General features: G+C 65.9%; 12 protein-coding genes and 1 pseudogene. 7 read left to right on the top strand and 6 right to left on the bottom strand.

Features of this window, described 5'->3' with window-relative positions; all coding sequences use genetic code 11:
* Nucleotides 1-58: 58 nt before the first annotated feature.
* Nucleotides 59-910 (bottom strand): LysR substrate-binding domain-containing protein, encoded by an 852-nt coding sequence (locus tag NJG22_RS19000; protein WP_253096645.1) that lies wholly within the window; start codon nt 908-910, stop codon nt 59-61.
* 96 nt (nt 911-1006) lie between these two features.
* Between NJG22_RS19000 and NJG22_RS19005 the strand changes: the two genes are divergently transcribed.
* Both NJG22_RS19005 and NJG22_RS19010 read left to right on the top strand, forming a co-directional pair.
* Nucleotides 1007-1201 (top strand): DUF1127 domain-containing protein, encoded by a 195-nt coding sequence (locus NJG22_RS19005; RefSeq protein WP_366518812.1) that lies wholly within the window; start codon nt 1007-1009, stop codon nt 1199-1201.
* Nucleotides 1202-1382: 181 nt separating this feature from the next.
* Complete coding sequence (locus NJG22_RS19010; protein WP_253096647.1) at nt 1383-2603, top strand: winged helix-turn-helix domain-containing protein; 1221 nt, start codon at nt 1383-1385, stop codon at nt 2601-2603.
* On the opposite strand, the gene NJG22_RS19015 is transcribed toward NJG22_RS19010, so the two are convergent.
* Nucleotides 2584-3930, bottom strand: a complete 1347-nt coding sequence (locus tag NJG22_RS19015) for a class II 3-deoxy-7-phosphoheptulonate synthase (protein WP_253096649.1) — start codon at nt 3928-3930, stop codon at nt 2584-2586. The two genes, NJG22_RS19010 and NJG22_RS19015, sit on opposite strands and share 20 nt — an antisense overlap.
* A 117-nt stretch (nt 3931-4047) precedes the next feature.
* Between NJG22_RS19015 and NJG22_RS19020 the strand changes: the two genes are divergently transcribed.
* On the top strand, nt 4048-4803 hold the full coding sequence (locus NJG22_RS19020; RefSeq protein ID WP_253096651.1) for a spermidine synthase: 756 nt from the start codon (nt 4048-4050) through the stop codon (nt 4801-4803).
* A 360-nt stretch (nt 4804-5163) separates the two neighbouring features.
* A pseudogene (locus NJG22_RS19025) lies at nt 5164-6874 on the top strand (DEAD/DEAH box helicase).
* Nucleotides 6875-7010: 136 nt separating this feature from the next.
* On the opposite strand, the gene NJG22_RS19030 reads toward NJG22_RS19025, so the two are convergent.
* Complete coding sequence (locus NJG22_RS19030; protein ID WP_253096653.1) at nt 7011-7763, bottom strand: class III extradiol ring-cleavage dioxygenase; 753 nt, start codon at nt 7761-7763, stop codon at nt 7011-7013.
* A 100-nt stretch (nt 7764-7863) separates the two neighbouring features.
* Here NJG22_RS19030 and NJG22_RS19035 point away from each other — a divergent pair, with 100 nt between their 5' ends.
* A complete protein-coding gene (locus NJG22_RS19035) occupies nt 7864-8514 on the top strand; it encodes a thiopurine S-methyltransferase (protein ID WP_253096655.1) in 651 nt (216 codons plus the stop codon).
* A gap of 161 nt (nt 8515-8675) precedes the next feature.
* Here NJG22_RS19035 and htpX read toward each other — a convergent pair whose 3' ends face one another.
* Nucleotides 8676-9563 (bottom strand): protease HtpX, encoded by an 888-nt coding sequence (gene htpX, locus NJG22_RS19040; protein ID WP_253096656.1) that lies wholly within the window; start codon nt 9561-9563, stop codon nt 8676-8678.
* A 369-nt stretch (nt 9564-9932) separates the two neighbouring features.
* Nucleotides 9933-11144, bottom strand: coding sequence for a pyridoxal phosphate-dependent aminotransferase (locus NJG22_RS19045; RefSeq protein ID WP_134693087.1), 1212 nt, complete (start codon nt 11142-11144; stop codon nt 9933-9935).
* A 167-nt stretch (nt 11145-11311) separates the two neighbouring features.
* Between NJG22_RS19045 and msrB the strand changes: the two genes are divergently transcribed.
* On the top strand, nt 11312-11707 hold the full coding sequence (msrB, locus tag NJG22_RS19050) for a peptide-methionine (R)-S-oxide reductase MsrB (protein ID WP_253096658.1): 396 nt from the start codon (nt 11312-11314) through the stop codon (nt 11705-11707).
* A 13-nt stretch (nt 11708-11720) separates the two neighbouring features.
* Entirely contained in the window at nt 11721-12209 is a 489-nt protein-coding gene (locus NJG22_RS19055) for a glutathione peroxidase (RefSeq protein WP_253096661.1), read from the top strand.
* Here the strand turns inward: NJG22_RS19055 and NJG22_RS19060 are convergent.
* Entirely contained in the window at nt 12199-14553 is a 2355-nt protein-coding gene (locus tag NJG22_RS19060; protein ID WP_253096663.1) for a response regulator, read from the bottom strand. The genes NJG22_RS19055 and NJG22_RS19060 overlap by 11 nt on opposite strands.
* Nucleotides 14554-14574 lie beyond the last annotated feature (21 nt).

Consider the following 14574-nt stretch of genomic DNA (forward strand, 5'->3'; position numbering starts at 1 on the left):
GCTGCTGCGCAGCCCTTTCGCGACACAAGGCCGCTCCCACAGAGGTCACGCCCACCTGTCATTTGAACCCTTCGACGATGTATTCGGCCATGCAGTCGGTGATGGGCGAGTGCTGCTGGTCGTTGCGCAGCAGCATCACATTGGCCATGTGCAACTGTGGCAAGCCGTCTTCTTCGCCGAGAATGCGCAGTTGCCCGCCGACCAGGCTCTGCAATTGCGCGGTCACCGCCAGCCCCGCGCTGACGATGGCGAAGATCGCCGCCAGGCTGGGGCTGGTGTAGGCGATGCGGTACTCGATGCCCTGGCGCTCCAGGGCGTTGCAGGTCCAGGCCCGGCAGAAACAGTCGGTGTTGAACAGCGCCAACGGCATCGGCCGCTGCTCCTGGGGGCAGAAACCCTCGGCGGCGGCCCATACCAGGCGCTCCTGGCGCAGCAGCTGGCCAACTTCATTGCCCGGCTCGCGGGTGACGATGGTCAGGTCCAGGTCCTGGCGCAGCATCAATTGCTTGGATGAGTCGCAGTGCACCTCGACATGAATCAACGGGTAGGCCTGGGCGAAGCGGGTGAGGATGCTGGGCAGGTAGCGCATGGCATAGTCGTCCGGCGTGCCGATGCGTACCACCCCGACCATGTGCGGCATGCGCAGGGTGTTGAACACCTCGCCATGCAGCTTGAGGATGCGCCGGGCATAACCCAGCAGCACCTGGCCCTCGGCGGTCAGGCGTACCTGGCGGCCATCACGCTCGAACAGCTGGCGTTGGAGGATGTCTTCCTCCAGGCGTTTCATCTGCATGCTGACCGCCGACTGGGTACGGTTGACCACCTCGCCGGCACGGGTGAAGCCGCCTTGCTCGGCGATGGCGACGAAGGTGCGCAGCACGTCGGCATCGAGACTCTGATACTGGGACATGGCATCAATCTCCTAGATGCACGGCATCAGAAACATTCGTTGGATTGATCTTAGGCCTGGGCAGAGACTGGAGCCATCCACAAGGAGGGCGTCATGATGAAAGGTCATTTCAACGTAGCTCACCACACGGCATCACCCCTGGGCCACTTGTTGCGCTGGTACGAACTGCACCGCCAGCGCGAGGAGCTGGCGCGCCTGAGCGATGCCACGCTGCATGACCTGGGCTTGTCCCGGGCCGATATCCAGCAGGAGGCCGAGCGGCATTTCTGGGACGATCCGCTGCGCAAGTAGACGCCTGGTTCGCCAGCAAGGCTGGCTACCGGCCAGGCCGATCACAAACCCCGTAGGAGCCGGCTTGCCGGCGAACACCGGCATGGCCGGTGCCAGGTAGCCCGGTGTCTGGTTCGCCGGCAAGCTGGCTCCTGCGCTCGCCAAGGCGCAGACTCTGCAGTATCCACAGGGAGGTCATGCAGTGTCTTCGAGCTTGTCCATCCACCAGGCCCGGCGCCTGGCCTTGTCCGCCCAGGGCTTCGGCAAGCCCGCCGCTGCCGAACCCAGCCTCGCCAGTCTACGCCGCACGCTCAATCTATTGGGCGTCGTGCAGATCGATTCGGTTAACGCGCTGGTCCGCTCCCATTACCTGCCGCTGTTCTCGCGCCTGGGACACTATTCACCAGCCATGCTCGATCAACTGGCCTGGGGCACGCGCCGCCAGCGCCAACTGTTCGAATACTGGGGCCACGAGGCCTCGCTACTGCCACTGGCGCTCTACCCCTTGATGCGCTGGCGCATGGCCCAGGCGGCCGAAGGCAAGGGGATCTACCGGCAATTGGCGACATTCGGCCGCGAGCGCCGCGCGGTCATCGAGCGGGTCCTGGCCGCCGTGCGCGAGCGTGGCGCGTTGGCTGCCGGCAGCCTGTCGACCCGCGCAGAGCGCGCCGGCCCCTGGTGGGACTGGAGCGAAGAAAAACACGCGCTGGAATGGCTGTTTGCCGCAGGCCAGGTCACGGTGGCCGGGCGTCGCGGCTTCGAGCGGCTCTACGACTTGCCCGAGCGGGTGTTGCCCGCCGAACTGCTCGGGCAACCCGTGCCGGGCGCGGCCGAGGCGCAGCAGGGTCTGCTGTTGCATGCCGCCCAGGCGCTGGGGGTGGCTACCGAATCTGACCTGCGCGACTACTTCCGCCTGACGCCGCCACAGAGCAAGGCCGCCCTGGCCGCGCTGCTCGCCGATGGGCGCCTGCAGCCCTGCACGGTACAGGGCTGGAAACAGCCGGCGTACCTGCCAGGCACGCCGCGCATCCCCCGGCGCATCGCGGCCAGTGCCTTGCTTTCGCCGTTCGATTCGCTGGTCTGGGAACGCAGCCGCACCGAGCGTTTGTTCGACTTTCGCTACCGCCTGGAGATCTATACCCCGGCCCACAAGCGGGTGTACGGCTACTACGTGCTGCCTTTCCTGTACCAGGAGCGCATTGCCGCGCGCCTGGACCTGCGCGCCGAACGCGCCCAGGGCAGGCTGGCGGTGCATGCGGTCCATGCTCAGGCCCCGGGGCTGGACGAGGCCGGTTACCAGGCGCTGGCGCTGAACCTGTGGCGCCTGGCCGGCTGGCTGGGGCTGGCGCAGGTGCAGCTCAACTGCCCGCGGGCCGAGGGCAGCCAGCTGCGTCAGGCCTTGCTCAGCGGCGCACCTGCTTGAGGGTTTCGGCGATCAGGAACGCCAGCTCCAGCGACTGATCGGCATTCATGCGTGGGTCGCAATGGGTGTGGTAGCGGTCGGACAGGCCGTCCTCGGTGATCGGCCGCGCACCGCCGATGCATTCGGTGACGTTCTGCCCGGTCATCTCGATATGGATACCGCCGGCATGGCTGCCCTCGGCCTGGTGCACCTGGAAGAACTGCTTCACCTCGTCGAGGATCTGCGCGAAGTCGCGGGTCTTGTAGCCGCTGCTGGCCTTGATGGTGTTGCCGTGCATCGGGTCGGAGCTCCACAGCACCTGGCGGCCCTCGCGTTCGACGGTGCGGATCAGCCCCGGCAGGTGCTCGCTGACCTTGCTGGCGCCCATGCGCACGATCAGGTTGAGGCGGCCGGGGTCGTTGTCCGGGTTGAGCACGTCGATCAGGCGGATCAGCGCCTCAGGGTCCATGCTCGGGCCGACCTTGACCCCGATCGGGTTGTGCACGCCGCGCAGGAACTCGACATGAGCGCCGTCCAGCTGGCGAGTGCGGTCGCCGATCCACAGCATGTGCGCCGAGCAGTCGTAGTAGTCGCCGGTGAGGCTGTCGCGGCGCACGAAGGCTTCTTCGTAGTTGAGCAGCAAGGCTTCGTGGGCGGTGAAGAAGCTGGTTTCGCGCAATTGCGGCGCGCTGTCCAGGCCGCAGGCGCGCATGAACGCCAGGGTTTCGTCGATGCGGTTGGCCAGTTGCTGGTACTTGTCGGCCAGGGCTGAGTTGGCGATGAAGTCCAGGTTCCACTTGTGCACCTGGTGCAGGTCGGCGAAGCCGCCCTGGGCGAAGGCGCGCAGCAGGTTGAGGCTGGCGGTGGCCTGGTGGTAGGCCTGCAGCAGGCGCTCGGGGTCGGGCACGCGGCTGGCGGCGTCGAAGCCGATGCCGTTGACGATGTCGCCACGGTAGGCGGGCAGGGTGATGTCGCCGATGGTTTCGTCGTTGGCCGAGCGCGGCTTGGCGAACTGGCCGGCCATGCGCCCGACCTTGACCACCGGGCATCCGGCGGCGAAGGTCATGACGATGGCCATCTGCAGCAGCACCTTGAAGGTGTCGCGGATCTTCGCTGCGGAAAACTCGGCGAAGCTCTCGGCGCAGTCGCCGCCTTGCAGCAGGAAGGCCCGGCCCTGGGTGACCTCGGCGAACTGTCGGCGCAGCTCGCGGGCTTCGCCGGCGAATACCAGCGGCGGATAGCCGGCCAGGGTCTGCTCGACCTTGAGCAGGTGCGCGGCGTCGGGGTAGGTCGGTTGCTGCTGGATCGGCAGGGCGCGCCAGCTGTCAGGGCTCCAGGGTCGGGTCATCACGGGCTCTATCCATAGTGTCGGTTCGGGCGTGCCTGCCATGGTAACGCTGGCGACGTGCTTGTTGCACCACCGGCATTGACGGACAATGCGCGTTTTGCGCGGGCAGGTGGCGGGATGGCGACGGAGCGGGAAGAGCGGCTGCTGGCACGGGTCGAGGATGCCTTTGGCGTCATCAGCGTGTACGAGGTGGAGGACTATCGCTTCCTCGAGTTCGGCGACGCCATCGAGCAGAGCTGCACCTTCACGGCCGACCCCAGCTGGCTGGAGTACGACTATACCCGCGCCATGCTGGTCGGCGCATTGTGCCATGCGCAGCCGGAGAGCGCGCTGTTCCTGGGCCTTGGCGCCGGCACCCTGACCCAGGCGTGCCTGAAGTTCCTGGCGCTGGAGGACGTCGAGGCCATCGAGCTGCGCCCGGATGTGCCGCGCCTGGCCATGGAGTTCATGGGCCTGGACGACGACCCTCGGCTGTACGTGCGGGTGGGCGATGCCCTGGAACTGCTGCCCACGGCCGAAAAGGCCGATTTGCTGTTCGTCGACCTGTACACCGACCATGGCCCTGGGGTCGGGCACCTGGCCTGGGGGTTCCTGGAGCGCTGCCAGCAGCAGCTCAACCCCGGTGGCTGGCTGGTGATCAACCAGTGGGCCGGCGACGATGGCCGGCCGCTGGGGGCGGCGTTGCTGCGAGGCCTGTACCACCGGCATTACTGGGAATTGCCGGTGAAGGAGGGCAATGTGATCCTGCTGGTGCCGGCGGACCTGGAGCAGACGCTGGATATCGATGCCGTGCGGGCGCGGGCCGCAGCGCTGGCGCCGCAGTTGGGGTATGCGCTGGAGTACCTGATCAAGGCCATCCGCCCGGCGACCTGATGAGCCGGCGGCTGACGCGGGCCCCGGGATGCGTGCCCACCTCACGGTCGCCGGGGCCGCTTTGCGGCCCTTTCGCGACACAAGGCCGCTCCTACGGGGAAACGATTCAGCCTGGATCCAATACTGCCCAGCGGTAGTGAAATATTTCTCACGGTTAATAGCGAATTCGGGTATAGTACGCGCCGGTCTTTTAGCGGACCTCAAAATCAGGTGGTGCAAATCCTCCGAATCCAGCTTCGGCTGCATGTCCGCTAGGCGGACCCTCTCACACGTTTCTTTTTCAATCGTTTTCGCAAATCCCCGCCGCCAAAGCTGCCTGGGTGACCTTCGGGTCTTTCAAGGCATGTGCAGCTTTGGAGCATGGGTCTTTGCGGATGCACCTAGAGGCAGACCCATGACCCAGGAAACCGGCGGATTCGCCGCTCTCGATCTCAACCCGAACATCGTTGCTGCCGTCCTGGCTACCGGCTATGAAGAGCCGTCGGCCATCCAGCAACAGTCGATCCCGATCATCCTCGCCGGTCACGACATGATCGGCCAGGCGCAGACTGGCACCGGCAAGACCGCTGCCTTCGCCCTGCCGATCCTCAACAAGATCGACGTGAGCAAGCGCGAACCGCAAGCCCTGATCCTGGCGCCAACCCGTGAGTTGGCGCTGCAAGTAGCCACCGCATTCGAAACCTACGCCAAGCAGATGCCCGGCGTGAACGTGGTGGCCGTGTACGGTGGCGCCCCGATGGGCCCACAGCTGCGTGCCATTCGCAATGGTGCACAGATCGTCGTCGCTACCCCAGGCCGCCTGTGCGACCACCTGCGCCGTGACGAGAAAGTCCTGTCCACCGTTCAGTACCTGGTACTCGACGAAGCGGACGAAATGCTCAAACTCGGCTTCATGGACGACCTGGAAGTCATCTTCAAGGCCATCCCCGAGTCGCGCCAGACCGTGCTGTTCTCCGCCACCCTGCCGTCGTCGATCCGTTCGATCGCCGAGCGTCACCTGCGCGAGCCCAAGCACGTCAAGATCCAGAGCAAGACCCAGACCGTCACCGCGATCGACCAGGCTCACCTGATGGTCCACGCCGACCAGAAGATCCCGGCCGTGCTGCGCCTGCTGGAAGTCGAAGAGTTCGACGCGCTGATCGCCTTCGTGCGCACCAAGCAAGCCACCCTGGACCTGGCCGCCGCCCTGGAAGCCAAGGGCTACAAGGCTGCCGCGCTGAATGGCGACATCGCCCAGAACCAGCGTGAGCGGGTGATCGACTCGCTCAAGGATGGCCGCCTGGACATCGTCGTCGCCACCGACGTCGCTGCCCGTGGCCTGGACGTGCCGCGTATCACCCACGTGTTCAACGTCGACATGCCGTACGACCCAGAGTCCTACGTGCACCGTATCGGCCGTACTGGCCGTGCCGGTCGCGAAGGCCGTGCACTGCTGCTGGTCACTCCGCGTGAGCGCCGCATGCTGCAGGTCATCGAGCGTGTGACTGGGCAGAAGGTCGCCGAAGCCCGCTTGCCGAACGCCCAGGCCGTGCTGGACGCGCGCATCAAGAAGCTGACCAACAGCCTGGCCCCGCTGGTGGCCGATGCAGAGGCCAGCCATGGCGATCTGCTCGACCGTCTGACCGAAGCCCTGGGTTGCAGCCCGCGCGCCCTGGCCTCGGCCCTGCTGCGCAAGGCCACCAACGGCCAGGCGCTGGACTTGGCCTCGGTTGAGCGTGAGCAGCCGCTGGTGCCGACCTACACCCCGCGTGAGCGTGGCGAGCGTACCGAGCGCGCCGAGCGTCCAGACCGTGGTGATCGCGAGCGTCGTGCGCCGATGCCGCTGGCCGAAGGCCGCGTGCGTTGCCGTACCGCCCTGGGTGCCCGTGACGGCATCGCGGCCAAGAACCTGCTGGGGGCGATCCTCAACGAAGGTGGCCTGGCCCGTGACGCCATCGGTCGCATCCAGGTGCGCGACAGCTTCAGCCTGATCGAGCTGCCGGAAGAAGGCCTGGAGCGTCTGCTGTCCAAGCTCAAGGACACCCGCGTGGCCGGCAAGCAGCTCAAGCTGCGCCGCTACCGCGAGGACTGATCCTTACGCGGCACTGAAAAATCCCCGACCTTGGTCGGGGATTTTTTTTGTCTGTCTATCAGCTGACCGCGATCCCTGTAGGAGCGGCCGAGGCGTCGAACCGGTGGCAAAGGGGCGCAACGCGCCCTGGCAATCTTCAGTCGAACCGATAGATATCCATCCCCAGCGCCCCCAGCGTGAATCCCTGGTGCACGATCCCAAACCGCTCACCCGCCCCCATGGCGAAGTACAGCGGCAACAGGTGCTCGTCACTGGGGTGGTTACGCGTGGCGAACGGTGCCTGCCGGCGATAGTCCAGCAGCGCTTGCCCATCCCCCGCCTTTAGCCGCTCCACCACCCAGTCGCGAAACGCCAGCGCCCAGGGTTCGACGGCATCCGGCCCGGCATGCCAGTCCAGCTCGCCCAGGTTGTGGGTGATGCTGCCCGAGCCGACCAGCAGGATGCCTTCCTCGCGCAGCGCCGACAGCGCCTGGCCAACCTTCAATTGCAGGGCAGGGCCCGCGTGGCTGGGCAGCGACACCTGGACGACCGGGATATCGGCCGCTGGATACATCAGCGATAGCGGTACCCAGGCGCCGTGGTCGAATGGCCGCTGCGCATCCAGCCGCGCGCCCAGGCGTTCGACGACCCGCCGGGCCAGTTCCGGCGCGCCGGGGGCGGGGTAGTGCACGGCGTACAGGGTCGCTGGAAAACCATGGAAGTCGTGCCAGGTCTGCGGCTGCGGATTGCTCATCACCAGTAGCTCGCGACTCTCCCAATGCGCCGACACCACCACGATCGCTTTCGGGCGCGGCAGGTCGCGGGCCAGCCCGGCCAGGGCCGGGCCACTGGCGCCAGGTTGCAGGGCGAGCATGGGCGAGCCGTGGGAAATGAACAGGCTGGGCAGCATGGTGGGATCCTGAGCGGTAAGATGCTTCATCTTCGGTCAGGCAACGATCGAGATCCAATATAAGTTTTCACAGGCTTTTATCGAAAAACCAGGAGGAAGCATGGAGCCAGCGTTCTGGCACAAACGGTGGGCGGACAACCAGATTGGCTTTCACCAACCCCAGGTGAACCCGTATCTGCAGGCGCACTGGCCGGCATTGGGGCTCGCCCCCGGCGCGCGGGTGCTGGTGCCTTTGTGCGGCAAGAGCCTGGACATGCTCTGGTTGGCCGCGCAGGGGTATCGGGTATTGGGGGTGGAGCTGTCGCGGCGCGCGGTGGCGGATTTCTTCAACGAGCATGGTCTGCAGGTGCAGCTGGCGCAGCGCGGCGCGTTCGAGATCTGGCGCAGCGATGAGCTGGAGATCTGGTGCGGGGATGTATTCGCCTTGGGTGCCGAGGACCTTGCCGATTGCACGGGGGTCTATGACCGCGCGGCCTTGATTGCGCTGCCGGCTGGAATGCGCGAGCGGTACATGGCGCTGCTGGGCGAGAAATTGCCGATGGCCTGTCGCGGGCTGCTGGTGACCCTGGATTACGACCAGGCACTGATCGACGGGCCACCGTTCTCGGTGGCGGATGCCCAAGTGCGGGTAGGCTTTGCCGGATGGCAGGTCGACGAGGTCGAAGGGCGGGAGATTCTCGATCAGAGCCCGAAGTTTCTGCAAGCAGGCGTTGAAAGCCTGGTTGAGCGCGTCTATCGGCTACGACGCTGAGCTGGCTTCGACCCTGTAGGAACCGGCTTGCCGGCGAACACCGGCATGGCCGGTGCCATCCTCCGCGACGCCTGGTTCGCCAGCAAGCTGGCTCCTGCAGGTATTGCAGGCCGGGCGAAAAAAAGGGCGACCGAAGTCGCCCTTTCGTGTTGCTGCCTGGATCAGCCGCGGCGACGCAGCGCGTCGATGCGGTCTTCCAGCGGCGGGTGGCTCATCAGCAGGCCGGCCAAGCCGTGCTTGAGGCCGCCATTGATGCCGAAGGCCTTCATGGTGTCGGGCATGTGCACCGGCAGGCCTTGCTCCGAGCGCAGGCGCTGCAGGGCGCCGATCATCGCGCCAGTACCGGCCAGGTGGGCGCCGGCTTCGTCGGCGCGGAACTCGCGGCGGCGCGAGTACCACATGACGATGATGCTGGCGAGGATGCCCAGCACCAGCTCGGCGACGATGGTCGCGACGAAATAGGCGATGCCGTGGCCTTCTTCGTTCTTGAAGATCACCCGGTCGACGAAGTTGCCGATGATGCGGGCGAAGAACATCACGAAGGTGTTCACCACGCCTTGCACCAGGGCCATGGTGACCATGTCACCGTTGGCCACGTGGCCGATCTCGTGGGCCAGCACCGCGCGCACCTCGTCGGGCGAGAAGCGCTCGAGCAGGCCCTGGGACACGGCCACCAGGGCATCGTTACGGTTCCAGCCGGTGGCGAAGGCGTTGGCCTCGTAGGCCGGGAAGATACCCACCTCGGGCATCTTGATGCCGGCTTCGCGGGACAATTCCTCGACGGTCTGCAGCAGCCACTGCTCGTGACGGGTGCGGGGCTGGCTGATGATCTGGGTGCCAGTGGTCATCTTCGCCATCCACTTGGAGATGAACAGCGAGACCAGCGAACCCGCAAAACCGAACACGGCGCAGAAGACCAGCAGCTGGCTGAGGTTGAGGTCAACCCCGTTGGCTGCCATGAACCCGTTGAAGCCGAACAGGCTCAGGGTAATGCTTGCAACCAGCACCACCGCGAGGTTGGTGGCTACAAACAACAGAATGCGCATCATGGTTGTTACGTTCTCCTGACGGATGAGTTCGTTGCGTACTGCGGGGTATATAAGGGGGAGGCCACGCCGATTCAACCGGGCGACTATTTCAAACTGTGTACGCGGGGAAGTATGGCAGAGGATGGCGCAGGGGCTGTAGGGCAGAGCGTTGCAGGATGTAAAGGTCTCGTTGGGTGAGCGGCGTCGGCGAACACCGGCGTCGCCGGTGCCTTGCACCGCGGCGCTTGGTTCGCGAGCAAGGCTGACTCCTACGGGGGCAGGTGACGGGCGTTGTAGGAGCCGGCCTTGCCGGCGAACACCGGCTGAGCCGGTGCCTCCACACCGTGCCGCCTGGTTCGCCAGCAAGGCGCCTACAGCTGACCCTGGCGCTTACTGCGAATAGGTGCGCAGGAAGTTGCCGATCCGGCCAATGGCCTGTTCCAGGTCATCCACCCGCGGCAGGGTGACCACGCGGAAGTGGTCCGGCCATGGCCAGTTGAACGCCGTGCCCTGGACGATCAGCAGCTTCTCCGACAGCAGCAGGTCGAGGGCGAACTTCTCGTCGTTGAGAATCGGGCAGACCTTCGGGTCGATACGCGGGAAGGCATACAGCGCGCCCATCGGCTTCACGCAGCTGACCCCGGGGATATCGTTGAGCAGTTCGTAGGTGCGGTTGCGCTGCTCCAGCAGGCGGCCCGGCGGCAGCACCAGGTCGTTGATGCTCTGGTAGCCGCCCAGGGCGGTCTGGATCGCGTGCTGGGCCGGCACGTTGGCGCACAGGCGCATGTTGGCCAGCATGTCGATGCCTTCGATGTAGCTCTGGGCATGGTGCTTGGGCCCGGAGATGATCAGCCAGCCGGAGCGGAAGCCGGCCACCCGGTACGACTTGGACAGGCCGTTGAAGGTCAGGCACAGCAGGTCCGGAGCCAGCGACGCGGTGCTGATGTGCACGGCCTCGTCGTAGAGGATCTTGTCGTAGATCTCGTCGGAGAACACCACCAGGTTGTGCTGGCGCGCCAGTTCCAGCATGCCTTGCAGCAGTTCGCGGGAGTACACCGCGCCGGTCGGGTTGTTCGGGTTGATGATCACCAGGGCCTTGGTGTTCGGGGTGATCTTGGCCTTGATGTCGTCAAGGTCGGGGAACCAGTCGGCCTGCTCGTCGCACAGGTAGTGCACCGGCTTGCCGCCGGCCAGGCTCACCGCGGCGGTCCACAGCGGGTAGTCGGGCGCCGGGATCAGCACTTCGTCGCCGTTGTTGAGCAGCGCCTGCATCGACATCACGATCAGCTCGGACACGCCGTTGCCCAGGTAGATGTCCTCGATGGTGACGCCTTCGATTTCCTTTTGCTGGCAGTACTGCATCACTGCCTTGCGCGCGCTGAACAGGCCCTTGGAGTCGCTGTAGCCCTGGGCGGTCGGCAGGTTGCGGATGACGTCCTGGAGGATCTCGTCCGGCGCCTCGAAACCAAACGGCGCCGGGTTGCCGATGTTCAGCTTGAGGATGCGGTGGCCTTCCTCCTCCAGGCGTTTGGCGTGCTTGAGCACGGGGCCGCGAATGTCATAGCAGACATTGGCGAGCTTGTTCGATTTGCTGAACTGCATGATGAGATCCCGAGTGAGAATACGCGCCGCCCTTTATCGAAAGGTTTGAAAGGGCGGGAAGCGGGTGCCAGACTTGCTGCCTTGCACACGAAGCCAACTAATATACGTGCCACCCGCGCCAGGGAAAAGCCAGCGCGAGGTGAAATTCAGCCTGCCGAGGTCCCATCATGCAAAAGATCGACAAAACCCTGGACGAATGGCGCGCCATGCTCGACCCGGCCCAGTACCAGGTGTGCCGGCTCAAGGGCACCGAGCGGCCGTTCAGCGGCAAGTACAACAGCGAGCGCGGCGACGGCATCTACCATTGCATCTGCTGCGACCTGGCGCTGTTCGACGCCAAGGCCAAGTTCGATTCCGGCTGCGGCTGGCCGAGCTTCTACGAGCCCATCGAGGCCGCCGCGATGATCGAGATCCGCGACACCTCCCACGGCATGATCCGCACCGAAGTCACCTGCGCCCAGTGCGACGCCCACCTCGGCCATGTGTTCCCCGACGGCCCGCCGCCGACCGGGCTGCGCTACTGCATCAACTCGGTGTGCCTGGATCTCAAACCCCGCGACTGACGGAGCGCCAACCATGGCCGATGCACTGCTGGACATCCCCTGTGTCACCCTGGGCGGCGAGCACAAGAAGCTCGGCGATTTCCCCGGCAAGGCGCTGCTGGTGGTCAACACTGCCAGCCAGTGCGGCTTCACCCCCCAGTACAAGGGCCTGGAACGCCTGTGGCAGGCCTACCGCGAGCAGGGCCTGGTGGTGCTGGGTTTTCCCTGCAACCAGTTCGGCCAGCAGGAGCCGGGCGATGCCCGCGAGATTGCGCAGTTCTGCGAGGCCAAGTTCGGCGTGAGCTTCCCGCTGTTTCGCAAGGTCGAGGTCAACGGCCCCGGGGCTCACCCGCTGTTCGCCGAGCTCAAGCGCCGCGCCCCGGGGCTGCTGGGCACGCAGAAGATCAAGTGGAACTTCACCAAGTTCCTGCTCGACCCGGCCAGCGGCCAGGTCACCCGCTTCGCCCCGACCACCAAGCCCGAAGCGCTGAAGTCGGCGATCGAGCCTCTGCTCAGCCGCTGAGCGGCACCCAGTGGTCGATCAGCGCCAGTAGCTCCTCGCGGCGAAACGGCTTGGCCAGGTAGTCGTTCATGCCCGCGGCGCGGCAGCGTTCGCGCTCCTCGGGCATGGCATTGGCGGTCAGCGCGACGATCGGCAGCTCTGGCCAGCGCCCGCCCTGGCGGATGCGCCGGCTGGCCTCGTAGCCGTCCATCACCGGCATGTTGCAGTCCATCAGCACCAGGTCGAAATCTTCCTCTTCCAGGCGCTCCAGGGCCTCGCCGCCATGGGCGGCGACCTGCACCTGGCAGCCGAGCTTGCCGAGCATGCCCTTGGCCACCAGCTGGTTCACCGGGTTGTCTTCCACCAGCAGCACCCGCGCGCGGCGCTCGAGGGTCGCCGGCACCTCGTGGGGCAGGGGCGCGCTGGGCTCGCCCAGCAGGGTGCGGCGCAGCGTCTGGTACAGGGCGTTGCGCGCCAGGGGCCGGGCCAGCTGGTGCAGCGGCGCCAGTTGCGTGGCCTGCTCGCTGGGCAGGAAGTTGCCGTAGGCGGTCACCAGCAGGATTGGCGCGAGGATGGTCGAGCGCAGGTCAAGCACATGGTCGAGGTCGTCGGTGATCAGCAGGTCGACCGTGCTGCCGGCCAGTTCGGTGGCCTTGTCATGGCGGGTGTAGTCCAGCCCCCAGCGCGGCAGCAGTTGCCCGAGCAGCTCGGCCAGGCCGCTGCCGGCGTTGCCCAGGGCCACCACGCGCCCGGCCAGTGGTGCCGGCGGGATGGCCTCGGTGTGGGCGGGCAGGGGCAGGTCGGCGCTGAAGCGGCTGCCAAAACCGGTTTCGGAATGGATGGTCAGGTGGCCCTGCATGGCCTTGCACAGGTTGCGCGTCAAGGCCAGGCCCAGGCCGGTGCCGCCGTATTGGCGGGTGATGCCGGCGCCGGCCTGGGTGAACGGCTGGAAGATCCGCGCCTGGGCCTCTTCGGGGATGCCGATGCCGGTGTCGCAGACCTCCAGGCGCACACCGCCGACAATGCACGACAGGCGCAGGTCGACGCGGCCGAAGCGGGTGAACTTGAGGGCGTTGGACAGCAGGTTGCTGACGATCTGGCGGACCCGGGTCGGGTCGCCGAGCACCGTGCTGGGGAAATCCGGGGCGATCAGGCAGGTCAGCTCGACGCTGGGCGCGGCATTTTGCGACAGCAGGTTGGCGGTGTCCTCGACCATCGCCCCGAGGTCGAAGGCAATGCGCTCGAGCTCCAGTTGCCCGGCGTCGAACTTGGACAGGTCGAGGATATCGTTGAGCAATTCCACCAGCACCTTGCCCGAGTCGTGGGCGATCGACAGCTGCTGGCGCTGTTCGGCGGCCAGGCCGCTGTCCAGGGCCAGGGCGATCATGCCGAGCATGCCGTTGAGCGGGGTGCGGATCTCGTGGCTCATGTTGGCCAGGAACGCCGCGCGGGCCTGGGCCATGTCCAGGGCGCGCTGGCGGGCCTCGTCCAGCTCCTGGTTGGACAGGCTCAGGCGGCTGTTGCTGGCCTTGAGTTCGTCGGTGCGTGCCGAGACGATGTCCTCCAGCTCGTTGAGGTACTGGGTCAGGCGGTTCTCGGCGGTGCGCCGTTGCTGGATCTCGGTGGCCATGCTGACGAACTGTTGGTTGGCGACCCGCACCAGCACGCCGATTTCGTCGTTCTCGTGGCCCTTGGGACAGTCGACGCGGGTTTGCCGCGGGGTGCGCGCGTCGTTGCCGCTCAGTGCGCCGATCACCGTGACCAGGGGTTTGGTCAGCATCAGGTAGAACAACGCCAGGAGAATGCCGGTGAGCACCAGGCTGCGGGCAAAACCGTTGACCAGGGTGACCCCGGCGCGGTCGAGAAAGCGCCCGCCGAAGGCATAGGTGTCGACGTCAAGGTACAGGGTGCCGAGGTATTCCTTGGGCATGTGGGCGAGGAACAGGCGGTCGCGGAACTGGCGTTGCTCGCCGAACAGGAAGTCCGATAGCGGCCGGTAGCGGCTTTCCAGGCGTGGCCGCTGGACATCGGCCAGCACCGTGTCGTTGTTGTCGATCAGCTGCGCGCGGATCACCGCCGGCGATTGCAGCAGGCCGCCGGTGAGCTCCTGGGCGAGCTCGGTGTCGATGTTGTAGGCGATGCGCGAGGCCGTGTCGTGGCTGATCTTCATCAACGCCTGAATTTCACGGTTGATGGACGCGTCTTCGCTGGCATAATCGATGCCGATCTGGATGAGACTGAGCAATGTTCCCAGGATGAAGCCGACCAGGACTGTCAACCGGGCTTGCTTGTATGACAGGCGATTGGTGAACTTGATATCCATGGGTCCCAAGCCGGTTACTTGCTCCGTGCGCTGCGCAAGCATAGCCGATCAGCCCTGGCTGCT

It is taken from the genome of Pseudomonas sp. VA159-2, from assembly GCF_024126635.1.
Classification (GTDB): Bacteria; Pseudomonadota; Gammaproteobacteria; order Pseudomonadales; family Pseudomonadaceae; genus Aquipseudomonas; species Aquipseudomonas muyukensis.

What these genes read in the sequence shown, in the direction of transcription:
- NJG22_RS19000 (WP_253096645.1), bottom strand. Translation starts at nt 910, where the DNA reads ATGTCCCAGTATCAGAGTCTCGATGCCGACGTGCTGCGCACCTTCGTC.
- NJG22_RS19005 (WP_366518812.1), top strand. Translation starts at nt 1,007, where the DNA reads ATGAAAGGTCATTTCAACGTAGCTCACCACACGGCATCACCCCTGGGC.
- NJG22_RS19015 (WP_253096649.1), bottom strand. Translation starts at nt 3,930, where the DNA reads ATGACCCGACCCTGGAGCCCTGACAGCTGGCGCGCCCTGCCGATCCAG.
- NJG22_RS19020 (WP_253096651.1), top strand. Translation starts at nt 4,048, where the DNA reads ATGGCGACGGAGCGGGAAGAGCGGCTGCTGGCACGGGTCGAGGATGCC.
- NJG22_RS19030 (WP_253096653.1), bottom strand. Translation starts at nt 7,763, where the DNA reads ATGCTGCCCAGCCTGTTCATTTCCCACGGCTCGCCCATGCTCGCCCTG.
- NJG22_RS19035 (WP_253096655.1), top strand. Translation starts at nt 7,864, where the DNA reads ATGGAGCCAGCGTTCTGGCACAAACGGTGGGCGGACAACCAGATTGGC.
- htpX (WP_253096656.1), bottom strand. Translation starts at nt 9,563, where the DNA reads ATGATGCGCATTCTGTTGTTTGTAGCCACCAACCTCGCGGTGGTGCTG.
- NJG22_RS19045 (WP_134693087.1), bottom strand. Translation starts at nt 11,144, where the DNA reads ATGCAGTTCAGCAAATCGAACAAGCTCGCCAATGTCTGCTATGACATT.
- msrB (WP_253096658.1), top strand. Translation starts at nt 11,312, where the DNA reads ATGCAAAAGATCGACAAAACCCTGGACGAATGGCGCGCCATGCTCGAC.
- NJG22_RS19055 (WP_253096661.1), top strand. Translation starts at nt 11,721, where the DNA reads ATGGCCGATGCACTGCTGGACATCCCCTGTGTCACCCTGGGCGGCGAG.
- NJG22_RS19060 (WP_253096663.1), bottom strand. Translation starts at nt 14,553, where the DNA reads ATGCTTGCGCAGCGCACGGAGCAAGTAACCGGCTTGGGACCCATGGAT.